We start from the raw sequence: 21,099 nt of genomic DNA on the forward strand, positions 1-21,099 counted from the left end.
AAAAAAACGATCAATTTTTTCCCCTTTTTGCGCGCACGCAGACTCAGTTCTTGAGACTTTGCATTGGGGCAGGGATCCGGCCGCCGCGGCGGATAAATTTGAGCGGGGACCAGCGGTTGACCTCCATGACGGGCCCGCCGCCGAGCAGACCGCCGAAGCTGAGCTCCTCGCCCGCCTTTTTACCGATGGCGGGAATCACGCGCACTGCCGTCGTCTTGGAGTTGACCATGCCGATGGCCGCCTCGTCCGCGATGATGGCGGAAATGATTTCCGCTGGTGTATCGCCGGGGATGTTGATCATATCAAGGCCGACGGAGCACACCGCCGTCATGGCCTCCAGCTTGGTGATGGAGAGCGCTCCGCAGCTTGCGGCGCGGATCATGCCCGCATCCTCGGTGACCGGGATAAACGCGCCGGACAGGCCGCCAACATGGGAGGAGGCCATGACGCCGCCCTTCTTCACCGCGTCGTTGAGCAGGGCAAGGCAGGCGGTGGTGCCGTGCGCGCCGCAGCGTTCCAGCCCCATTTCCTCCAGAATGTGCGCCACACTGTCGCCTACGGCAGGGGTCGGTGCGAGGGAGAGGTCAACGATGCCGAACGGCACATACAGGCGGCGGGAGGCTTCCTGTGCGACGAGCTGCCCCATGCGGGTGATTTTGAAGGCCGTCTTCTTCACGATGTCCGCAACCTCGGTGATATCGCAGTCGCCCGCCTTCGCAAGGGCCGCGCGCACCACGCCGGGGCCGGAAACGCCCACGTTAATCACGCAATCCGGCTCGCCGGGGCCGTGAAACGCGCCCGCCATAAAGGGGTTGTCCTCCGGAGCGTTGCAGAATACGACCAGCTTAGCCGCGCCGATGCAGTCGCGGTCCGCCGTGGCCTGCGCCGTTTCCAGCACAATCTGGCCCATGCGGTCCACTGCGTCCATGTTGATGCCGGACTTCGTGGTGCCGATGTTTACAGAGGAGCAGACCAGCTCTGTTTCGGAAAGAGCCTGCGGGATGCTGCGCATCAGAGCGTAATCGCCGGGGCCGAATCCCTTGTGGACCAGTGCGCTGTAGCCGCCGATGAAGTTGACACCCACGGTGTGTGCGGCACGGTCAAGCGCCTTGGCATAGCGGATCGGATCCGCGCCCGGGCAGGCGCCCGCAATCATGGCAATCGGGGTGACAGAGATCCGCTTGTTGATGATCGGGATCCCGTATTCCTTGCTGATGTCCTCGCCCGTCTGCACCAGCCGGCCGGCATAGCGGCAGATCTTGTCATAGATCTTGTCGCATGCCTTGTCACAGTCACTGTCAATGCAGTCGAGCAGGGAAATGCCCATTGTGATGGTGCGCACATCCAAATTTTCGTTGTCGATCATGTTGATCGTTTCCAGGATATCATGGGAGTTGATCAAGCTAAAACACTCCTTCAGAGTAAAATGAAATGTCCGGGCTGCTGGGATGGCGCTCAGACATGGTGCATACTATTGAAAATATCCTCGTGCATCACATGGACAGTCAGGCCCATGTCATTGCCGAGGGAGGTCAGGCAATCGGAAAGCTCACTGAAGGGGACGCTGCATTTGGAAATGTCCACCATCATGATCATGGCGAAAAGTTCTTGCAGAATCGACTGGGTGACTTCCACCACATTGACGTTGTGTTCCGCGCAGATGGTGGAGACGCGGGCAAGGATTCCTACCATGTCCTTACCGATTACAGTGATCACAGCATGCATAAAAATACCTCCAAACTTGATTGCTTCGGGAAGCTGTTTTCCAAGCAGAACCAGAAAAATATAGATAAATTCATTATGTTCCTTTTAGCCGAAATTGTCAACCGCAAAGAGGAACGGCGGCTTTTGGAGGAATTCCGGCGAAAAGGCGCAAAAAGAACTGGAAAAAAAACCGGATTCCTGTTATCCTGATAATAAAATAAAGACAGAAAGCCTGGTGCAGCGATGCTGAAAATGAATTTGCCGGACAGCCACACACATACGCTTTTTTCTCCTGACTCCGAGGAACCGGTGGAAAAATTGTGTGCAGCAGCGGCAGAGAAGGGAATTTCCCATCTGACCATCACGGATCATTGTGAATGCAACGACTTTGAAAAGGATTCCTATGGAGAGCGGATCCGCGGCTCGTTTGCAGCGGTGAAAGCCCAGCAGGGAAGCTTTGGGAAACTGCAAATCCTGTGTGGGGTGGAGCTTGCGCAGCCCATGCAGAATCCGCAAGCGGCCAGAAAGCTTCTCTCCTCCCATGCGTTTGACTTTGTTTTGGGATCCATCCATGCGATAAGGGGGAAGCAGGATTTTTATTTCCTCGATTATACCTCCATGGATGATCCCTGCGCCCTCTTGGATCGCTATTTTGAGGAGGAGCTGGAGCTGGTGAGAGACTGGGGTGATTTTGACTCTCTGGCGCATCTGACCTATCCTCTGCGCTACCTGATGGGAGAATACGGAGTTCCTGTGGATCTGCGCCGCTTTTCCGGAATCATAGATGAGATTTTCCGCACTTTGATTCGCTCCGGCCGTGCACTGGAGGTCAACACGTCCGGACTGCGCCAAAAAATCGGAAAGCTGCTGCCCGACCGGGAGTTTTTGCAGCGGTATCGGGAGCTGGGCGGCAAACTTGTCACCATTGGTTCCGATGCCCACAAAGCCGCAGATGCTGGGAGCGGGTTGGAGGAAGGCGCGGCAGTCCTGAGATCCTGCGGCTTTGCCGAAATTGCCGTCTATGAAAAACGCAATCCTCGGCTCTTGCCGCTGTGAAGGATTTTCGGCAAAGGTTGCAAAAAGTCTCATGGGTGAGTATACTTAAAATGATTCTCTTTATTCGGAAGGTGCTTTCCGTTCCAAACCTTATTAGGGACGGAAAGGCGAGACAATATAAAACGATTGAGATAGAAAAAGGAGCGTGCGAACGATGGATAAATTGCTGGGACTGCTTCAGGAAAATGCCCGCCTGAGCTGCGAGCAGATGGCTGTGATGCTGGGAAAGACGGCGGATGAGGTCCGGGCGCAGATTGCGCAGTATGAAAAGGACGGTGTGATCCGCGGCTACCATGCGCTGATCAACTGGGAAAAGGCTGACGCCAACCGTGCCTCGGCTCTGATTGAGCTGCGCGTGACGCCGAAGCCGGACAAGGGCTTTGACGAGATTGCCGACAAGATCATGCAGTTTGAAGAGGTGGAGAGCGTTTATCTCATGTCCGGCGGCTTTGATTTGGCGGTGCGCGTCAATGCCAGATCCATGCAGGATATCGCGCTCTTTGTGGCCAAGCGGCTGGCTCCGCTCGATTCCGTACTGTCCACGGCCACGCATTTCATTCTGACCCGTTATAAGGATGGCGGGGTGGTGCTCGATCCGGAGGACGAGCGCGACGAGAGGAGGACCGTGCTCTGTGATTGATTATCAGCAGAAAATGAATCCGGCGGTCCTCGAGATCCCGCCTTCGGGGATCCGCAAGTTTTTTGATATCGCGAACGAGATGGAGGACGTGATTTCCCTCTCCATCGGCGAGCCGGATTTTGTTACCCCTTGGCATGTCCGGCAGGAGGGTATCCGATCGCTGGAGGACGGCAAAACCTGGTACAGCCCGAACCGTGGCTTTTCCGAGCTGCGGCAGGAGATCTCCCGCTGGCTTGATCGCCATTATCAGGTGGAGTACGATCCGGACAAGGAGCTTCTGGTTACGGTTGGCGGCAGCGAAGCCATTGATCTGTGCTTCCGTACGCTTCTGGCTCCGGGCGACGAGGTTCTTGTCCCGCAGCCCAGCTTTGTCTGCTATGGACCGCTGGCCAGCATGGCGGGCGGTGTCCCCGTAATTATTGAGACGAAGGCGGAGAACAGCTTCCGTCTGACGCCGGCAGAGATTGAGGAGAAGCTGACGCCCCGCACCAAGCTGCTGGTGCTTCCGTTCCCGAACAATCCGACCGGAGCCGTCATGCGCCGCAGCGATCTGGAAGCGGTGGCGGAGGTGGTCAGGCGGCACGATCTGCTGGTCCTCTCGGATGAAATCTACAGTGAACTGACCTATGGAGGAACGCCCCATGTCTGCTTCTCCACCATTGAGGGGATGCGGGAGCGCACCATCGTGGTGAACGGTTTCTCCAAAGCGTTCGCCATGACAGGCTGGCGTCTTGGCTATGCGGCTGGTCCGAAAGAGCTGGTGGCACAGATGACAAAGCTGCATCAGTATGGAATCATGTGCGCGCCCACCACGGCGCAGTATGCCGCCATTGAGGCGCTCAAAAACGGCGATTCCGATATTCAGAACATGTGCTCACAGTATGATATGCGCCGCCGTCTGATCGTGGACGGCTTCAACCGCATGGGCCTGACGTGCTTTGAGCCGGAAGGCGCGTTCTATGTATTCCCCTGCATCCGCAGCACGGGGATGACGAGCGAGGAATTCTGCGAAAAGCTGATCTATGAGCAGCATGTGGCTGTGGTGCCCGGTCCTGCCTTCGGCGCGTGCGGGGAGGGCTTTGTCCGTGTCTCCTATTCCTATTCGATCAAACATATCACCGAGGCACTTCACCGGATCGAGCGCTTCCTTGAGGAGCACCGCGCATGAGGGAGCCGGTGGAGGTCTGCGTTTCGGCATGCGAAGCGTATGAATATGAAAAAGTGCGGGCTGTTCTCGCGGAGCAGTTCCGCCTGCTGAAGGCGGACGAAGTCATCCGTCCGGGCATGCGTGTAGCGGTCAAACCGAATCTCGTGACGCGCTCCACGCCGGACGAGAGCGCCGTGACGCATCCCGTTGTGATCTGCGCCGTGGTTTCCTTATTAAAGGAAATGGGAGCTTCGGTGGTGATTGCGGAAAGCCCCGGCGGGCCGTATACGCCCTCCCTCCTCAAAGGGATTTATGAGCAGTCCGGCTGTGCGCAGGCGGAGCAGTATGGCGCGGAGCTGAATCTGGACTGCACCTGGGGCGAGCTGAAAGCGCCCGAAGCGCGCCTGTGCCGATCCTTCTCCGTCATCACGCCGCTGCTGGAAGCGGATGCGATTGTTGACGTTTGTAAGCTGAAAACACACTGCATGATGGGTATGAGCGCGGCAGTGAAAAACCTGTTTGGCTCTGTCCCCGGCCTGATGAAGCCGGAGCTGCACTGCCGTTTTCCGGAGAAGGAGCCCTTCGGCACCATGATCGCGGATCTCTGCCAGGCGCTGCACCCGGTGCTGAGCGTTGTGGATGCTGTGACCGCGATGGAGGGCAACGGGCCGACGGGCGGGCAGCCCCGCCATGTCGGCGCTCTGCTGGCAAGCCGCAGCCCCTACGCGGTGGATCTGGCCTGTACAACGATCATCGGCATGGATCCGGAGTCGGTGTACCCGCTGCGCTCGGCGATGGATCGCGGTCTGTGTCCGCGCACGGCAGACGATCTGGTGTGGCTGTGTGAACCGGCGTCCCAGTTTGCCGTTGCGGATTTTCTCCAGCCGGAGTCGAAGTCTGCGGACTTCATTACGCGCCTGCCCAAATTTTTGCAGCCGCTTGCCGCCCGGCTGGCCACACCATCCCCGAAGATCCGCACAGCGGAGTGCATTGGCTGCGGCAAATGTGCCGAAAGCTGTCCGCAGCATACGATCACCATCCGGAATCGCAAGGCTGTGATCGACTACACAAACTGCATCCGCTGTTACTGCTGCCATGAGATGTGTCCGAAGCATGTGATTGATATCCGCCGCCTGTCCCTGTTCCGCCATTGACAGGAGGGCGCGCGGCAAAGGAGAACGAGAATGAAGCTGCAAGCCCACGCGAAAATCAACCTGAGTCTGGATATTCTCGGCAGACGGGAGGATGGTTATCACGATCTTTCCATGGTGATGCTGTCCGTCTCCCTCTGTGACGAGCTAACGCTGACGCTCACGCCGCCCGGCGTGTCGTTCTCCTGCTCCGATCCGTCTGTGCCGGACGGGGAATCGAACACGGCTTGCCGCGCCGCGTCGCTGTTTCTGCGCCACGCAGGGCTTGCGGAGCGTACGGGCGTGCAGATCACGCTCGAAAAACGGATTCCCTCGCAGGCCGGTTTGGGCGGCGGAAGCGCCGATGCGGCCGCTGTGCTGCATGGCCTGAACGAGCTGACAGGCGCGGCTCTGCCGATGGAGGAACTGCTTGCCCTCGGCCTGCGCGTCGGTGCGGATGTGCCGTTTTGTCTGGAGGGTGGGATCTGTCTGGCGAAAGGCGTGGGAGAGATTCTGTCACCCGCGCCGCCTATGATCCCATGCTTTCTTGTGATCAGCAAACCGCCTGTGGGCGTTTCCACCGCAGACGCGTTCCGACGCGCGGACGCGCGCACGGACGGTGGACACGATTACACGGGAGCTGTTTTGCGCGCGCTGGAAACGGGGGATCTCGTGTCGCTGGGAACCGCGATCGGCAACGATTTTGAGGATGTAACGCGTCTGCCCGAGGTGGAGCGCATCAAAAGCTTGCTTATCGGGGCTGGTGCCGCGGGAGCCTGCATGACGGGGAGCGGATCGGCGGTATTCGGCCTTTTCGCGGACGAGGGGACGGCGCGATGCTGTGCCGATCGGCTGAAACAGGAGTATCCGCAAACTTTTTTCTGCATTCCTGAATAAAGGGAAAATTTTCCTCCCATACTGAAACCAACGCCGTAAAAGACGAAATGGATGGAATGGGAGGCTTTTTCGATGAAGCTTTGGGAAAAATGTGTGTTGTTCGGCCTGTTTTGCGCCGTGTTGTTTTCGATGCTTGGATTCACCGCTCAGTGTGAGTCGATTCCCGGTGAGGTACTGCGCCTGCACATTCTCGCAAACTCGGATTCCGATGCGGATCAGACGCTGAAACTGCGTGTGCGCGATCGGCTGCTTGAGGAAAACGGAAGCCTGATGGACGGGGTCACGACGCGCGAGGAAGCGATCCAGGCGGTGCAGGACGCACTGCCGCAGCTCTGTGAGGCCGCGCAGGACGAGGTGCTGGCCGCCGGGTATTCCTATCCGGTGCAGGCCGAGCTGGTCGAGATGTATTTTCCCACGCGGCAGTATGACAATGTGACGCTTCCGGCAGGCCGGTATCAGGCACTGCGGGTTACGATCGGAGAGGGAGCGGGTCACAACTGGTGGTGTGTCCTCTTTCCGGCACTCTGCCTGCCTGCCGCGCAGGACAGCGCTTCGCTCGATGATGTGCTGTCCAGCGGGGAACTGGATGTGGTGCAGGGCGATTACGAAGTGAAATTCAAGGCGGTGGAGCTGTATGAGCAGTTTCGCGGCTGGGTGGAAAACTGGTGAGAGACGGGGGAAGCCATGCTGAAATTGGTGCTGGGCCGCTCGGGGAGCGGAAAGACAACGACGCTGCGGGAGCTGGTGCGGCAATCTTTGCGGGAGGATCGGGAACGTCCGGTGTTCCTGATCGTGCCGGAGCAGGCTTCCTTTGAAAATGAACGGGCGATGCTTTCGCTTTTGGGGGCTGAGGACGCGCAGCTGGTGCACGTCCTCAGCTTTTCGCGTCTGGCGGACGAAGCCTTCCGGCTGTACGGCGGAGGAGCGGGGCGGCGGCTGGACGATGGTGGGCGCAGCATGTTTATGAGCCTGGCGCTCTCCGCCGTGCAGGATCGGCTCGATTTTTACCGGCGCAGCGCGGCGGGCGGGGAACTGGTTTCGCTCATGCTGGCGATCTCCTCGGAGCTCAAGCTGTGCGCCGTTTCCCCCGCGACGCTTGCCGAAGCCGCGGGCCGGATGCCCGAGGGGGCGCTGAGCCGCAAGCTGCGGGAGGTGTCGCTGATCCTCTCCGTCTACGACGCGATGGTCGCGCAGAGCTATCTCGATCCGCTCGACGATCTGACGCGCGCCCTGCCGCTTCTGCGGGAGCATGGCTTTTTCCGCGGTGCGCTGGTGGCGGTGGACTCTTTCACGGCCTTCACGGTGCAGCAGTACGCGATTTTGCGGGTGATTCTGGAACAGTCGGAGGAAACGGTGGTGTCCCTGTGTGCCGATTCTCTCGATGACCCGGATGACGGCGTAGGGCTGTTTTCTCTGGTCAAGCGCACGGCGCGGCAGCTTCGGGTGTTCGCGCGTGAGATCGGCGTTTCCGTCGCCGCGCCGGTTGTACTTGAGCCGGGAGCTCGCTTTGCGTGCGAAGGACTGCGCGGATTGGAGGAAAACCTGTACCGCGCGCGCCGGCAGAGCTTTCCCGGCTCGGACTGTGCCACAGTGTTCCGCGCTTCGGGTGTGTATGAGGAAGCCGCTTTCGTGGCGTCCTCCATCCGCCGCCTTGTCATGGAGGAAGGCTATCGCTACGGCGATTTCGCGGTGATTGCCCGCAATGCCGATACCTACGCGGGCGTGCTGGATCGGGAGCTGGACGCGCGGGAGATCCCTTATTTTATGGATCAGCCAGCCTCCATCGAATCCGAACCGCTTATGCGCTTTGTCCTTGCGGCATTGCAAACGGTGCGCACGGGCTTTCGTACGGACGAGCTTCTGCTCTGCCTGAAAACGAGCCTTGCCGGGCTGGACACGGAGGAAATCGCGCGGCTGGAAAACTACGCTTTTCTGTGGAACGTCTCGGGCCGGACATGGCGCGAGGAATGGACGGCGCATCCGCGCGGCTTTGAGGAGGAATGGACCGAGGAGGACACACAGCTGCTGGAAAGCCTGAACGACTGCCGCCGCCGCGCCGTGGAGCCGCTGGAGGAGCTGGCCTCCGTGGTGGAGACGGGAACGGGAGAGGACTGCGCCCGCGCGCTGTACCGCTATCTGGAGCGTACGCAGGCCGCTGAAGCCCTCCGCTCCCTTGCTGTTCAGCTGGAAGGGGCCAAGCGTCCCGATCTTGCGGAGCGCGGGATCCGTCTGTGGGACATGCTCATGCAGATTCTTGACCAGTGCGCGATGGTGCTGGGAGAAACCGTCCTTGGCTGCGCGCGCTTTTCCGAGCTTCTGCGCCGCGTGATTGCCTGCGGTACGCTCGCGACGATCCCGCAGGGGCTGGATCAGGTCACGGTGGGCAGCGCCGACCGTATGCGTCCGAACAAACCGAAAATCACCTTCGTTGTCGGTGCGGCGCAGGGCGAATTTCCGCTCGCGCCCTCGCAGAGCTCCGTGTTCAGCGATACAGAGCGCCGGGAACTGATCGCCCTCGGTCTGCCGCTCAACGAGACGCTGGAAGGCACAGCCGTGCAGGAGCGTTACCTGACGTACACCGCCATGACCAGCTCCTCCGACCGGTTGTTTGTGAGCTGGCCGGAGAGCGGGGGAGACAGCGGTGTGCGGGAACCATCCACGCTTGTGAGCGAGCTTCTCGCCATTCTGCCGGATACGCCCGTGCTTGCGCGTGGGGAGCTGCCGCGCGATTTCTTTGCCAACGCCGCACAGCCCGCTTTCGAGGAAGCCGCGCGATTGTGGCGGGATGGCTCGTCGTGGTCGGAAACGCTGCGCGCCTGCTTTGCGGAGGATCCCGCTTATGCGCCGCGCTTTGCCGCCCTGGATCGCGCGCGGGATCGCAGTCCGGCCCGGCTTGAGGAATCGGAGCTGGCCCTCGCTTTGTTTGGCCGTTCCATGACGCTTTCCGCGACGCAGGTGGAGAAATTTTTCCTTTGCCACTTCCAGTATTTCTGCCGGTTCGGCCTGGGAGCGAAGGAGCGGCGCGCTGCTGCTCTTGACGCGCTGGAATACGGCAGCGTCATGCACTTTTTACTGGAAACAGTGCTTCGGGAGGACGGTGTGCAGAAGCTTCTGGCGATGGAGCCGGAGGAGCTGGAACAGCGTCTTTCTGGCCTGCTGCGCGATTATGCCGCCCGCAAGCTCAGCGGCGAGGCCATGAAAACCGCCCGCTTTACGCATCTGTTTTCCCGTCTGGCGGGGGCTGCGGCGGCGGTGGTGCGGCGTATCGCGGAGGAGCTGGCACAGAGCCGTTTTGTCCCTACGGATTTTGAGCTTCCTGTCGGCAAGGGCGGCGTTCCCGCTCTGCGGGTTCCGCTGCCGGATGGGGGGACCACCCGGGTGGAAGGGCAGATCGATCGCGTGGATCTGTACCGCGAAAACGGAGAGGCCTATGTCCGGGTGGTCGATTACAAGACAGGCAAGAAGGAATTCCGCCTGTCGGATGTTTTGCAGGGGCTGAATTTGCAGATGCTCCTGTATCTGGCCGCCGTGTCCGGCAACGGCGCGGCGCGCTACGGCGCACGGCCGCATCCGGCGGGCGTGCTGTACATGCCCTCGGCGGAGCCGCAGATCACGGGAAGCCGGGGGATGGGCGCGAAACGGGCCAAGGCGGAGCGTGACAAGGCTCTGCGCATGAATGGTCTGGTGCTGGATGACCCTGACGTTCTGCGCGCGATGGAGGAAAAGGGTGAGGGAAAATTCATCCCCGTGACGCTCAAGGACGGCGAACCGGCGCGGCGTGACAATGTGGCTACGCCCGCCGAGCTGGAAAGCGTGCTGTCCCATGTGTGCCGCATGGTGGAGGAAATGGCGCGGGAGCTGCACGAGGGGCACATCGAGGCTGAGCCGGTGTCCGGCGGAACGGATGCCTGTATGTGGTGCCCGTATGGAGCGGTATGCGGCCACGAAAAGGACGATCCCACGCGTCCGCTCGCAAAGCTGACAAAGGCGCAGGCAATGGAACAGATAAGGGAGGAGGAAGCACATGGCAAGGCAATGGACCCCGGCACAGACTGACGCGATCCGCGCGCGCGGCGGCAGCCTGCTTGTCTCGGCGGCGGCAGGCTCAGGAAAAACGGCGGTGCTTGTGGAGCGCGTGCTGGAACGGCTCACGGATCCGGAGCATCCCACCGCGGCAGACCGGCTGCTTGTCGTGACCTTCACCCGCGCCGCCGCCGCCGAGATGAGCGCCCGCATTTCGCGGCAGATTGCGCTGCTGCTGGAGGAAAACCCGCGCGATGTCCATTTGCAGCGCCAGCAGATCCGTATGGCGCGCGCGCACATCAGCACGATTCACAGCTTCTGCGGCGATCTGGTGCGTGAGTTTTTCTATAAGCTGGAGATCTCCCCGGATTTCCGCATTCTCGACGACAGCGAGATGGCCGTTCTGCGCGCCGATGCGGTGGAGGAGGTGCTGGAGGACTATTATGGGCGTGGGGACGAAGGGTTCCTCGCGCTGATTGACGCGTTCGCCGCGGGCCGGGACGACAGCCGGATCGTGCGCACGGTGGACACGCTTTACGATTTTATCCGTTCCCATCCGTTCCCGGAGCGGTGGCTTCAGGAAAAGGCGGCGGCTTATCGGGATGTGACGGATCCGGCACAGACCCAGTGGGGGAAAACGGTGCTCGTGTTCGCGGAGCAGGCGGTGGAATACGCTCTTTCCATCACGGACCACTCGCTGCTTCTTTTGCGGGAGGCCCCGGAACTGGAAGCCGCGTATCAGGAGGCCTACGCTTCGGATCGCGCGGGCCTTCTGGCTCTAAAGGAAACGGCGCGATCCGGTGACTGGGACGAGACGGTGTTCCGCTGTTCGTCATTCTCATTTGCCCGGCTCAAATCGGTGCGTGGCTTTTCCGAAGATCCGGTCAAACTGCGTGTGTCTGCCGCGCGGGATGAAGTCAAGGCTGTGATCAAGCGGCTGGCCGGGCTGTTCTGCGCGTCGCGGGAGGAGTGCGCCCATGATATCGCGCGCCTGGCTCCGCTGGTGGAAAAGCTGTTTGAGGTGACCATGGCGTACGCCCGCGCACTTGACGCCAAGAAGGCGGAGCGCCGCGCGGCTGATTTCGGGGATCTCGAGCACTGGACGCTCCGCCTGCTGTGGAAGGACGGCGAGAATGGGCCGGAGCTGACCCCAGAGGCCGCCGAGATCGCGGCGCGCTTTGACGAGGTGATGGTGGACGAATACCAGGATACCAACGAGGCGCAGGACATGATCTTCCGCGCTGTCTCCCAGCGGGAGGAAAACCTTTTTATGGTGGGTGACGTCAAGCAAAGTATTTATGGATTCCGGCAGGCGATGCCGCAGATCTTCCTGCGCCGCCGTGCGTCCTTCCCGCTCTATGACCGGGAACAGGACCGCTATCCGGCCAGCGTGGTGCTCGACCGGAATTTCCGCAGCGCGAAAGGGATCACGGACGCGGTGAACTTTGTGTTCCGCCAGTTGATGAGCCGGGAGACAGGCGACCTCGATTACGGCGGCTTGGAGGAGCTGGTGCCCGCCGCGTCGTATCCGGACTCGGAGGAACCGGCCGTGGAGCTGGAACTGCTCGATCTTGCAGACGCGGAGGAGGATGAAGCGCTCGCTGTGCAGGAGGGACGCCGGATCGGCGCGCTGCTGCTGGAACACAAGGAGAAAACGCGCGTTTGGGAGGACGGACGGGAGCGCCCGCTGCGCTGGTCGGATGTCTGCGTCCTTCTGCGCAGCGCCAACCGCTTTGCTTACGAGTACGCGCGGGAGCTGCAAAGCCTGGGAATCCCGGCCCGCGCGGACGCGTCCGGCGGCTTTTTTGCCGCGCGGGAGGTGTCGCTTGCCCTTTCGCTCCTGCGCTGTGTGGACAACCCGCTGCTGGACATTCCGCTGGCCGCCGTTCTGCTCAGCCCGATCTACGGCTTTACGCCAGGCGATCTCGCCCGTGTGCGCCTTTCCGACCGGCATTCCTGCTTATATCTGGCGGTGCAGAATGCCGCACAGGAGGACGAACGTCTTGCCGTGTTTCTGCGCGAACTGGCGGAATTCCGTGGACTGGCCGCCGCCCTGCCGTCGAACCGTCTGTTGGCGGAGCTGTACGACAAAACGAAGCTGCCGGAGCTGGTGCAGGCCATGAATGGCGGGGAGCTGCGTCTGGCAAACCTGCGCCTGCTGCTGGAATACGCCGGAAAATATGAGGAATCCGGTCACGGCGGATTATCGGGATTTCTGCGTTTTCTGGATCGTCTGGAACGCAAAAAGGCAGACCTCGCCGCCGCGCAGCAGCCGGGAGAGCAGGGCGACGCCGTGCGGATCATGAGCATCCACCGCAGCAAGGGGCTGGAATTTCCCGTCTGCGTGCTGGCGGGCTGCTCGCGCCGCTTCAACAAGGAGCGGGGCGAGGTGCTGCTGCATCCGGATCTGGGGCTTGGCGTGCGCCTGCCGGATGAGGAGACGGGTGTGCGGTATGACGTTCTGCCGCGCCAGGCGGCGGCGCTCGAGCTGGACCGAGACGAGATGAGCGAGGAGCTGCGTGTGCTGTATGTGGCCATGACGCGCGCGAAGCAAAAGCTGATTTTGCTGGCTGGCGTGAAGGACGCGGGGCGCACGCTGGAGCGGCTGGTTCCCCGCCTGCGGCAGGAGGAAAAGCTGCCGCCTTACACGGTGCGCACCTGCGCGAGCATCGCGGACTGGCTCATTCTGTGCGCTTTGCGCCATCCGAGCGGCGGAGAGCTGCGCGATCAGGGCGGAGCCCTGCCGGGTCTGATGCTGCCCGCCGCCGAGCCGTGGCTGGTGCGGATTACCCGCCCGGAACCTGTGGCGCGCGCGGAAAGCGCGCAAGCGGACGCCGAAGCGCCGGATGAAGCCGTTTTGCGGCAGCTGCGGGAGCGGATCGCGTGGCAGTACCCCGGCCGGGAGCTGACAGGCGTTCCCTCTAAGGTGACGGCGTCTGATCTCGCGGAGCGCGGCCTGCGCCGGGAGCACTGGGCTTCGTCGCGCCCCGCGTTTCTCGGAAAGGGCGGGCTGACCCCCGCTGAGCGCGGAACGGCGCTGCATCAGTTTTTGCAGTTCGCGGACTGGGAGGCCGCCCGTGTCTCGCCGGACGCGGAGCTGCGCCGTCTGCGAGATGGACGGTATCTGACAAAGGAGCAGGCGGATGCGGTGGATTTGTCCCGGGTGAAAAAATTCTTTTCCTCGCGTTTGGCAAAACGGATCTTTGCGTCGCCGCGCGTACTCCGGGAGTACCGGTTTACATCCGAGCTTCCGGCCGGAGTGGTTCGGGAAGGGTTGTCCGGTGAGGATGCGCAAAAGCCTGTGATTTTGCAGGGCGTGGTGGATTGCGCGTTTGTGGAGGATGGAGCACTCGTTGTTCTCGATTTCAAAACGGACCGTGTGCCGGATCTGGGCGCGCTGCTTGCCCGCTACCGCGCGCAGCTGGTTCTGTACCGCGGCGCGCTGGCTCAGTGCACGGGGCTGCCGGTGCGCGAGTGCGTGCTGTATTCCTTCCATCTGGGGGATTTTCTCTCGTTTTCGGGGACGGAGGACGAAAAAACCTCTTGACATTTGTTGGGAGAATGCGTATAATAACACAAGTAAAACAAAGAAGGGTGCGATCTGCCCCCTCACCTGTGAGGTTCCGTCCGGCACGGGTCAATAGCGATTGAGAATTCCGCAGGGGAACCTGCGGCGTGACTTGACGTTGTTGCGGGCGGAGATTTTCCGCCCGCTTTTTGTTTTGCTTGAGAATCAAGGAAAACGTGTTTTGGAGGTGCTTAACCATTAGCAGCAAGGAACTGCAGATCAACGAAGAGATCCGCGACAGGGAAGTTCGTGTTATCGGCCCGGACGGCGCACAGATGGGGGTCATGTCCTCCCAGAAAGCGCTGGAGATGGCCTTTGCACAGAACCTTGATCTGGTGAAGATTGCGCCGCAGGCCACGCCGCCGGTGTGTAAAATCATCGACTACGGCAAGTTCCGTTTTGAACAGGCCAAGCGCGAAAAGGAAGCGAGAAAGAACCAGCGCGTGGTGGATATCAAGGAGGTCCGGCTGTCTCTGAATATCGACACACACGATTTTGAGACGAAGGCCGGTCACGCAATGCGGTTCCTCAAGGAAGGGAATAAGGTCAAGGTGTCCATCCGCTTCCGCGGCCGCGAAATGGGCCATCCGGAGCAGGGCTACGAAGTGATGAAGCGTTTTGCCGCCGCTCTTGAGGAAGTGGCGAACGTCGAAAAGCCCGCGAAGCTCGAAGGGCGCAATATGCTGATGTTCCTGGCAGCCAAACCCGCCAAATCATAATTTCTATAAAATCAAGGAGGGGCAAAATTATGCCTAAGCTTAAGACTCATTCCGGCGCCAAGAAGCGCTTCAAGCTTTCTAAGAATGGAAAGGTCATTCGCGCTCATGCGAACAAATCTCACCTGCTCAACGGTCACGGCAAGACCCGCAAGACCAAGAGAGCCCTGAGAGGCACCACTGTCGCCGACAAGACGAATGTGGCGCAGGTAAAGAGACTGCTGCCCTATCAGCAGTAAGCCGGTTAATCAAAATATAAGAACCACGAATAGTTGGAGGTAATGATAAATGGCTCGTATTAAGGGCGCGATGATGACTCGCAAAAGAAGAAAGAAGACTCTGAAGCTGGCCAAGGGCTACTGGGGCGCAAAGAGCAAGCACTTTAAGATGGCCAAACAGGCCGTGATGAAGTCTGGCAACTACGCGTTCATCGGCCGTAAGGCAAGAAAGCGTGATTTCCGCCGTCTCTGGATCACCCGTATTTCCGCCGCCTGCCGCATGAACGGTGTGAGCTATTCCGTGTTCATGAACGGCCTGAAGAAGGCGAATATTGCTCTCAACCGCAAGATGCTCGCCGAGATCGCCGTGGCTGACGAGGCCGCGTTCACGGCTCTTGTGGAGAAGGCGAAAGCCGCTTTATAAAAAGCTGTCAATGCGCCCGGAACTTCCCGGGCGCATTGTTTTTCAGGGAGGGAAATGCCTTGGCGGAGCGCATCACCAGCAGAAAAAACGAAACAGTCCGGTTTGCGGCAAAGCTGGGGCAGAGCGCGTCCCTGCGCCGGGAGAGCGGCCTTTTCCTCGCGGAAGGGGCGCGCCTGTGCGCGGACGCGGCAATCAGCGGTGTGCGGATCCGTGAAGCGTACTTTACAGACCGTGCGGCGGAAAAATATGCTGCGTATCTTGAGCCTATCCTGCGGGCGGCGGAGCGGTCGTTTGCGATCGTGGAGCCGGTGGCGTCGCTTCTGGCGTGCACGGACGCAAACCAGGGCGTGTTCTGTGTGTGCGAAAAAAGGACGCGGCAGGAGATGCAGGAGCTTCCCCCGGCGCACTGTCTGGCGCTGGAAACGGTGCAGGATCCCGGAAACCTCGGCGCGGCCCTGCGTACCGCCGAAGCGCTGGGGATCGGCAGTGTTCTTCTTGCGGGAGAATGCTGCGACGTATACGCTCCGAAGGTACTGCGCGCCAGCATGGGAGCTGTGTTCCGTCTGCCCGTTTTTTTCTGTGAAAGCCTTCCTGAGACGCTCCCTAAGCTCTCTGCCCGAGGGTTTTCCTCCTGTGCTGCCGTGCCGGACGCGGACGCTGTGCCGGTGACGCGCGCGGATTTTTCCCGTCCCTGTGTGATGGCGGTGGGAAATGAGGGAAATGGACTTTCTTCGGAAACCATCGCAGCATGCGGCACCCGTGTGACAATCCCCATGCTGGGACGCGCGGAAAGTCTTAACGCGGCTTCTTCCGCCGCGATTCTCATGTGGGAAATGATGCGGGAGGGAGGCGCGCGCTGTGGAAGATAGCCGCCTGTACTGGCTTTGGCTTCAGCATGCCCTTGGTCCGGGAAGCACGAAGCCGCGCAAGCTTCTGGCCCATTACGGAAGTGTGCAAAACTGTTATGAAAGCGGGCCGGAAAGCTGGAAACAGGCCGGGATTTTTACGCCGGTCGAGAGAAAGCGTATGGCCGAGGGGACGCTGGAGCAGGCAGACGCTCAGCTTCGATTCGCACAGTCTCTTGGGCAGTCGGTGATTTGCCCTGACCAGCCGGAATTTCCCATACTCCTGCGCGAGATTCCCTCGCCGCCCTGTGTGCTCTACTACAAAGGAACGCTGCCTCCCGCTGATGCACTGTGTATCGCCATGGTGGGGACACGGCGAGCCACGCCGGATGGGTTGGCGGCGGCCGATAGGCTGTCGTATTCCCTGGCAAAGGCGGGCGTTGTGGTGGTAAGCGGCGGCGCTTTGGGGATTGACAGCGCCTGCCATCGGGGCGCTTTGCGCGCAGGAGGAAAAACCCTGTGCATATTGGGCTGCGGAATTGATTACAATTATCTGATGAAAAATGCGCCGCTGCGGGAAACTATTTCTCAGAACGGTGCGCTGATTTCCGAGTATCCGCCGAACACTCCCTCGTCTGTGCACTCCTTTCCGATTCGCAACCGCCTGATTTCGGGTCTGTGTGCGGGAACGGTTGTGGTGGAAGCCGCCAAAAAGAGCGGCGCCCTGATCACTGTGAGCGCGGCGATCGAGCAGGGACGGGACGTCTTTGCCGTGCCGGGAGCGATGGTCAACGAGGCTGCGCGGGGTGCCAATGAATTGATCCGCGAGGGCGCGAAACCGGTGATGTCCGCGCAGGATATTCTGGAGGAGTATCCGGGACGTTATTGGGAGGAAACGGAGAAGGAGAACCGGCAGAGTATGCCGGAGGTTCCCACAGAGCAGGCGGAGCCGGAATTTTCGAAAACGCCGGAAGCGCTTTCTCCCAACGCGGAAAAGCTGTATCAGGCACTCCGGGCCAATCCGCGTCACATCACGGAGCTGGCCTGGGATGCGGGACTTTCCGTCAATCACGCACTGGCCGCCGTGACAGAGCTGGAGCTTTGCGGGCGGGTGCATTCCTTTTCCGGGCGCCGGTATAGCCGGTAGGCACGGTTCTGGCCGTGCCCTGTTAAAATTCGCTGGACGCTTCACGGCGGATTTTAACAGGGCAGGACTATCCAAGCAGACAGGGAAGCCGTCTGCCGGGCACCAAGGTGTCCCATCAATCAGAACAGAAGATGAGGTGTTTTCTTATGCCGAAGCTTGTTATTGTGGAGTCGCCTACCAAGGTGAAAACGATAAAAAAATATCTGGGAACGGATTATGATGTGGTCGCAACCATGGGCCATATCCGCGATTTGCCGGAGTCCAGGCTGAGTGTAGATATCAAGAAGAAATTTGCACCCAAGTATGAAATCATTAAGGGCAAGGAAAAACTGGTGGAGGAGCTCAAGGAAAAAGCGGAAAAGAGCAGCGGCGTGCTGCTGGCCACCGACCCGGACCGCGAGGGAGAGGCGATCTCCTGGCATCTGGCTTATATTCTTGGTCTGGATACCAACGACAAAAACCGCGTCACCTTCAACGAAATCACGAAAACGGGCGTCACCGCCGGAATGGAGCATCCCCGCAGCATCGATCAGAATCTGGTCAACGCTCAGCAGGCCCGCCGCATTCTCGACCGTCTCGTGGGCTATAAGCTCAGCCCCTTCCTCTCGCAGAAAATCCGCCGTGGCTTGTCGGCGGGGCGTGTCCAGTCTGTCGCTGTGCGTCTGATCGTTGACCGAGAGGAAGAGATCCGCGCGTTCCAGCCCGAAGAGTACTGGACGATTGACGCCAAAATGATCCCGCAGGGCTCGCGCAAGGCGTTTCCCGCCGCCTTCTACGGCACGACGCAGGAAAAAATGAAAATTACCAGCGGTGACGAGGCGAACCGCATCCTCGACGATTTGAAGGATGCTGCCTATCAGATCGCCAAGGTGAAAAAGGGTACCCGCCGCAAATCTCCCGCGCCGCCCTTTATTACCTCCACGCTGCAGCAGGAGGCTTCCCGCCGTCTCGGCTTCCAGGCCAAGCGCACCATGAAGGCCGCGCAGGAGCTGTATGAAGGCGTGGAAATTGGAGAGCTCGGCGCGGTGGGCTTGATTACCTACATGAGAACGGACTCCCTGCGCATTTCTGAGGACGCCATCAATGAGGTGACGGCTTATATTGAGGGGCGCTGGGGCAAGAAATATCTCCCCGATGCGCCGCGCCATTTCAAAACGCGCGCCAACGCGCAGGACGGTCATGAGGCGATCCGTCCCACGACGATCGACCTGTCTCCCGACAAAGTCAAGGATAGCCTTTCCAATGACCAGTATAAGCTGTATAAGCTGATCTGGGAGCGCTTTGTCGCGTGCCAGATGGCGAACTGCCTGCAAAGCACCACGCAGGCCGATATCACGGCTCCCGGCGCGTCCGGAACGGAGTACCTCTTCAAGGCGTCCGGCTATACCGTAACGTTCGACGGCTTCACCGTGCTCTACGAGGAGGGCAAGGACGAGGAGACGGCGGACGAGGGCAGCCTGCCGCCGCTTGAGAACGGCATGAAGCTGCGCTGCAAGGAAATTGCCGGCAACCAGCACTTCACCCAGCCGCCCGCCCGTTTCACGGAAGCCACGCTGATCAAGGCGCTCGAGGAAAACGGGATTGGCCGTCCGTCGACATATGCCGCAACGATCTCCACCATCACCGGGCGTAATTATGTCGTCCGTGAGGGAAAGGCTCTCAAGCCGACAGAGCTCGGCGAGGTGACGACGAAGCTGATGCGCGAACGCTTCCCGAAGATTGTCAACGTTAAGTTCACCGCTCAGGTGGAAAGCGATCTGGACAAGGTGCAGAGCGGGGAAACCGATTGGGTGGAGACGCTCGACCGCTTCTACGGCGACTTTGACAAGACGCTCAAGCAGGCTAAGGAAGAGATGAAGGGCGTCAAGATCCAGCTCAAGGAGGACGAGACGGACATCATCTGCGAGAAGTGCGGCCGCCGCATGGTGATCAAGACGGGCCGTTTCGGCCGCTTCATCGCCTGCCCGGGTTACCCCGAGTGTAAGAATGTGAAAAAGCTCGTGCAGGAAAACGGCGCGGACTGCCCGAAGTGCGGCGGGAAGGTCGTAGTCAAGAAATCGAAAAAGGGCCGTGTGTTCTATGGGTGCAGCAATTATCCGAACTGCGACTTCGTTTCCTGGGATGAACCGACCCAGCAGAAGTGTCCGCGCTGCGGCAAGACACTGTTGAAAAAGAAGGGCAAGAAACCGAAATATTACTGCATCACGCCGGACTGCGGCTATGAAAAGACAGAGGATAACGAGGAATGATTCAGGTGATAGGAGCCGGCCTGGCCGGCTGTGAAGCGGCGTGGCAGATCGCGCAGGCCGGGGAAGAGGTGGAGCTGTTCGAGATGAAGCCCGCCCGGTATTCCCCCGCGCACAAAAGCCCGTTGTTTGCCGAGCTGATCTGCTCGAATTCGCTGAAAGCGGCGCGGATCGAGAGCGCCGCCGGACTGCTCAAGGAGGAGATGCGCCGTCTCGGCTCGCTTCTGACGGAGTGCGCGGCTTCGTGTGCCGTCCCAGCGGGCGGGGCGCTTGCCGTGGACCGGGAGGAGTTTTCCACCCTTGTCACGAAGCGCATCCGGGAGCATCCGCGAATCCATGTCCATGAGGGCGAGGAGATCCGGGAGCTGCCCCGTGAGGGGATTGCCATCGTGGCGTCAGGCCCGCTGACCTCCGACGCGCTCGCGGAGCAAATCCAGGCGCTGTGCGGCGGCGGGCTGAGCTTTTTTGACGCTGCCGCGCCCATCGTGACGGCGGACAGCCTAGACATGAGCCGGATTTTCCGTGCGTCCCGGTATGATAAGGGCGGGGACGACGCATATCTCAACTGCCCGATGGACAAGCCGGCCTATGAAGCCTTCCGCGAGGCGCTGGTGGAAGCGGAGCGCGCCCCGGTGCATGATTTCGACGTGCGTGATCCCAAGGTGTACGAGGGCTGTATGCCGATCGAGGTGCTGGCACAGCGCGGAATGGACGCGATGCGCTACGGGCCGATGAAGCCTGTCGGCCTGCGCGATCCCGCCACAGGACGCCGCCCGTGGGCGGTGGTGCAGCTGCGGCGCGAGGACCGGGAGGGGACGCTGTATAATCTTGTCGGCTTTCAGACCAACCTCAAATTCGGGGAGCAGCGAAGGGTGTTTGGGATGATTCCGGGCCTTGCCAACGCGGAGTTCACACGGTACGGCGTGATGCACCGGAACACCTTCCTCAATTCTCCGGCGCTGCTGCACGCTGATTTCAGCATGCGGGAGCGGCCCTCCCTCTTTTTTGCCGGACAGATCACCGGTGTGGAGGGATACATGGAATCCGCAGCCGCCGGGCTGATGGCGGGTCAAAATGCGGTGCGCCGCCTGCGCGGGGAGGAAACCTGGGTGCTCCCGCGCGAGACGATGATCGGCGCGCTGAGCCGGTATATGGCCGAGGGCGGCGAAGGAGAGTTCCAGCCCATGGGGGCGAATTTCGGCATCGTGCCGCCGCTCGGCATGAAAATCAAAGATAAGCGCGACCGCTACGCCGCCTTTGCGGAGCGAGGCCTTCGCGCGCTGACGGAATATTTGCAGGAACACGGCTTCCAGCCGTGAGCAAAGGAAGGCAGGGACA

Annotated in this window: 17 protein-coding genes; 15 read left to right on the forward strand and 2 right to left on the reverse strand. The window is 60.5% G+C overall.

Features of this window, described 5'->3' with window-relative positions; genetic code table 11:
* Positions 1-43: 43 nt before the first annotated feature.
* Together B5F35_RS06495 and B5F35_RS06500 are read right to left on the reverse strand one after the other, a co-directional pair.
* Positions 44-1,402 (reverse strand): PFL family protein, encoded by a 1,359-nt coding sequence (locus tag B5F35_RS06495; RefSeq protein WP_087239213.1) that lies wholly within the window; start codon positions 1,400-1,402, stop codon positions 44-46.
* A gap of 53 nt (positions 1,403-1,455) precedes the next feature.
* Positions 1,456-1,725, reverse strand: a complete 270-nt coding sequence (locus B5F35_RS06500) for an ACT domain-containing protein (RefSeq protein WP_087239216.1) — start codon at positions 1,723-1,725, stop codon at positions 1,456-1,458.
* A gap of 222 nt (positions 1,726-1,947) precedes the next feature.
* Between B5F35_RS06500 and B5F35_RS06510 the strand changes: the two genes are divergently transcribed.
* The 15 genes from B5F35_RS06510 (at position 1,948) to trmFO (ending at position 21,080) form a co-directional block, all read left to right on the forward strand.
* Positions 1,948-2,760: a histidinol-phosphatase HisJ family protein gene (locus tag B5F35_RS06510; RefSeq protein WP_087239220.1), complete on the forward strand. Its 813-nt coding sequence runs from the start codon at positions 1,948-1,950 to the stop codon at positions 2,758-2,760.
* A 154-nt stretch (positions 2,761-2,914) separates the two neighbouring features.
* Positions 2,915-3,400 (forward strand): Lrp/AsnC family transcriptional regulator, encoded by a 486-nt coding sequence (locus tag B5F35_RS06515; protein ID WP_087239222.1) that lies wholly within the window; start codon positions 2,915-2,917, stop codon positions 3,398-3,400.
* Positions 3,393-4,568: an aminotransferase class I/II-fold pyridoxal phosphate-dependent enzyme gene (locus B5F35_RS06520; protein WP_275532253.1), complete on the forward strand. Its 1,176-nt coding sequence runs from the start codon at positions 3,393-3,395 to the stop codon at positions 4,566-4,568. Before B5F35_RS06515 ends, B5F35_RS06520 begins: the two co-directional genes overlap by 8 nt.
* Entirely contained in the window at positions 4,565-5,701 is a 1,137-nt protein-coding gene (locus B5F35_RS06525) for a DUF362 domain-containing protein (RefSeq protein WP_087239226.1), read from the forward strand. Before B5F35_RS06520 ends, B5F35_RS06525 begins: the two co-directional genes overlap by 4 nt.
* A 30-nt stretch (positions 5,702-5,731) precedes the next feature.
* Positions 5,732-6,574, forward strand: a complete 843-nt coding sequence (gene ispE / locus B5F35_RS06530) for a 4-(cytidine 5'-diphospho)-2-C-methyl-D-erythritol kinase (protein ID WP_087239228.1) — start codon at positions 5,732-5,734, stop codon at positions 6,572-6,574.
* A 72-nt stretch (positions 6,575-6,646) separates the two neighbouring features.
* Positions 6,647-7,243 carry a stage II sporulation protein R gene (gene spoIIR, locus B5F35_RS06535; RefSeq protein WP_162611354.1) on the forward strand — a complete coding sequence of 199 codons (597 nt, stop codon included), beginning with the start codon at positions 6,647-6,649 and terminating at the stop codon, positions 7,241-7,243.
* Between the two features lie 15 nt (positions 7,244-7,258).
* Positions 7,259-10,630, forward strand: a complete 3,372-nt coding sequence (locus tag B5F35_RS06540; protein ID WP_087239232.1) for a PD-(D/E)XK nuclease family protein — start codon at positions 7,259-7,261, stop codon at positions 10,628-10,630.
* On the forward strand, positions 10,599-14,144 hold the full coding sequence (gene addA / locus B5F35_RS06545; RefSeq protein WP_087239234.1) for a helicase-exonuclease AddAB subunit AddA: 3,546 nt from the start codon (positions 10,599-10,601) through the stop codon (positions 14,142-14,144). Before B5F35_RS06540 ends, addA begins: the two co-directional genes overlap by 32 nt.
* Positions 14,145-14,341: 197 nt before the next feature.
* Positions 14,342-14,884: a translation initiation factor IF-3 gene (gene infC, locus B5F35_RS06550; protein WP_087239292.1), complete on the forward strand. Its 543-nt coding sequence runs from the start codon at positions 14,342-14,344 to the stop codon at positions 14,882-14,884.
* A 29-nt stretch (positions 14,885-14,913) separates the two neighbouring features.
* Complete coding sequence (gene rpmI / locus B5F35_RS06555) at positions 14,914-15,120, forward strand: 50S ribosomal protein L35 (protein ID WP_087239236.1); 207 nt, start codon at positions 14,914-14,916, stop codon at positions 15,118-15,120.
* A 49-nt stretch (positions 15,121-15,169) separates the two neighbouring features.
* Entirely contained in the window at positions 15,170-15,523 is a 354-nt protein-coding gene (gene rplT, locus B5F35_RS06560) for a 50S ribosomal protein L20 (protein WP_087239238.1), read from the forward strand.
* Positions 15,524-15,582: 59 nt separating this feature from the next.
* Positions 15,583-16,392 (forward strand): TrmH family RNA methyltransferase, encoded by an 810-nt coding sequence (locus tag B5F35_RS06565; RefSeq protein ID WP_087239240.1) that lies wholly within the window; start codon positions 15,583-15,585, stop codon positions 16,390-16,392.
* Positions 16,382-17,515 (forward strand): DNA-processing protein DprA, encoded by a 1,134-nt coding sequence (gene dprA, locus B5F35_RS06570; RefSeq protein ID WP_087239241.1) that lies wholly within the window; start codon positions 16,382-16,384, stop codon positions 17,513-17,515. The genes B5F35_RS06565 and dprA overlap by 11 nt, the downstream gene beginning before the upstream one ends.
* 146 nt (positions 17,516-17,661) lie before the next feature.
* Complete coding sequence (topA, locus tag B5F35_RS06575) at positions 17,662-19,764, forward strand: type I DNA topoisomerase (protein WP_087239243.1); 2,103 nt, start codon at positions 17,662-17,664, stop codon at positions 19,762-19,764.
* Positions 19,761-21,080, forward strand: coding sequence for a methylenetetrahydrofolate--tRNA-(uracil(54)-C(5))-methyltransferase (FADH(2)-oxidizing) TrmFO (gene trmFO / locus B5F35_RS06580; protein ID WP_087239245.1), 1,320 nt, complete (start codon positions 19,761-19,763; stop codon positions 21,078-21,080). Before topA ends, trmFO begins: the two co-directional genes overlap by 4 nt.
* The last annotated feature ends 19 nt before the right edge of the window (positions 21,081-21,099 follow it).

The sequence above is a fragment of the Anaeromassilibacillus sp. An200 genome (genome assembly GCF_002160025.1).
GTDB lineage: Bacteria > Bacillota > Clostridia > Oscillospirales > Acutalibacteraceae > Caccousia > Caccousia stercoris.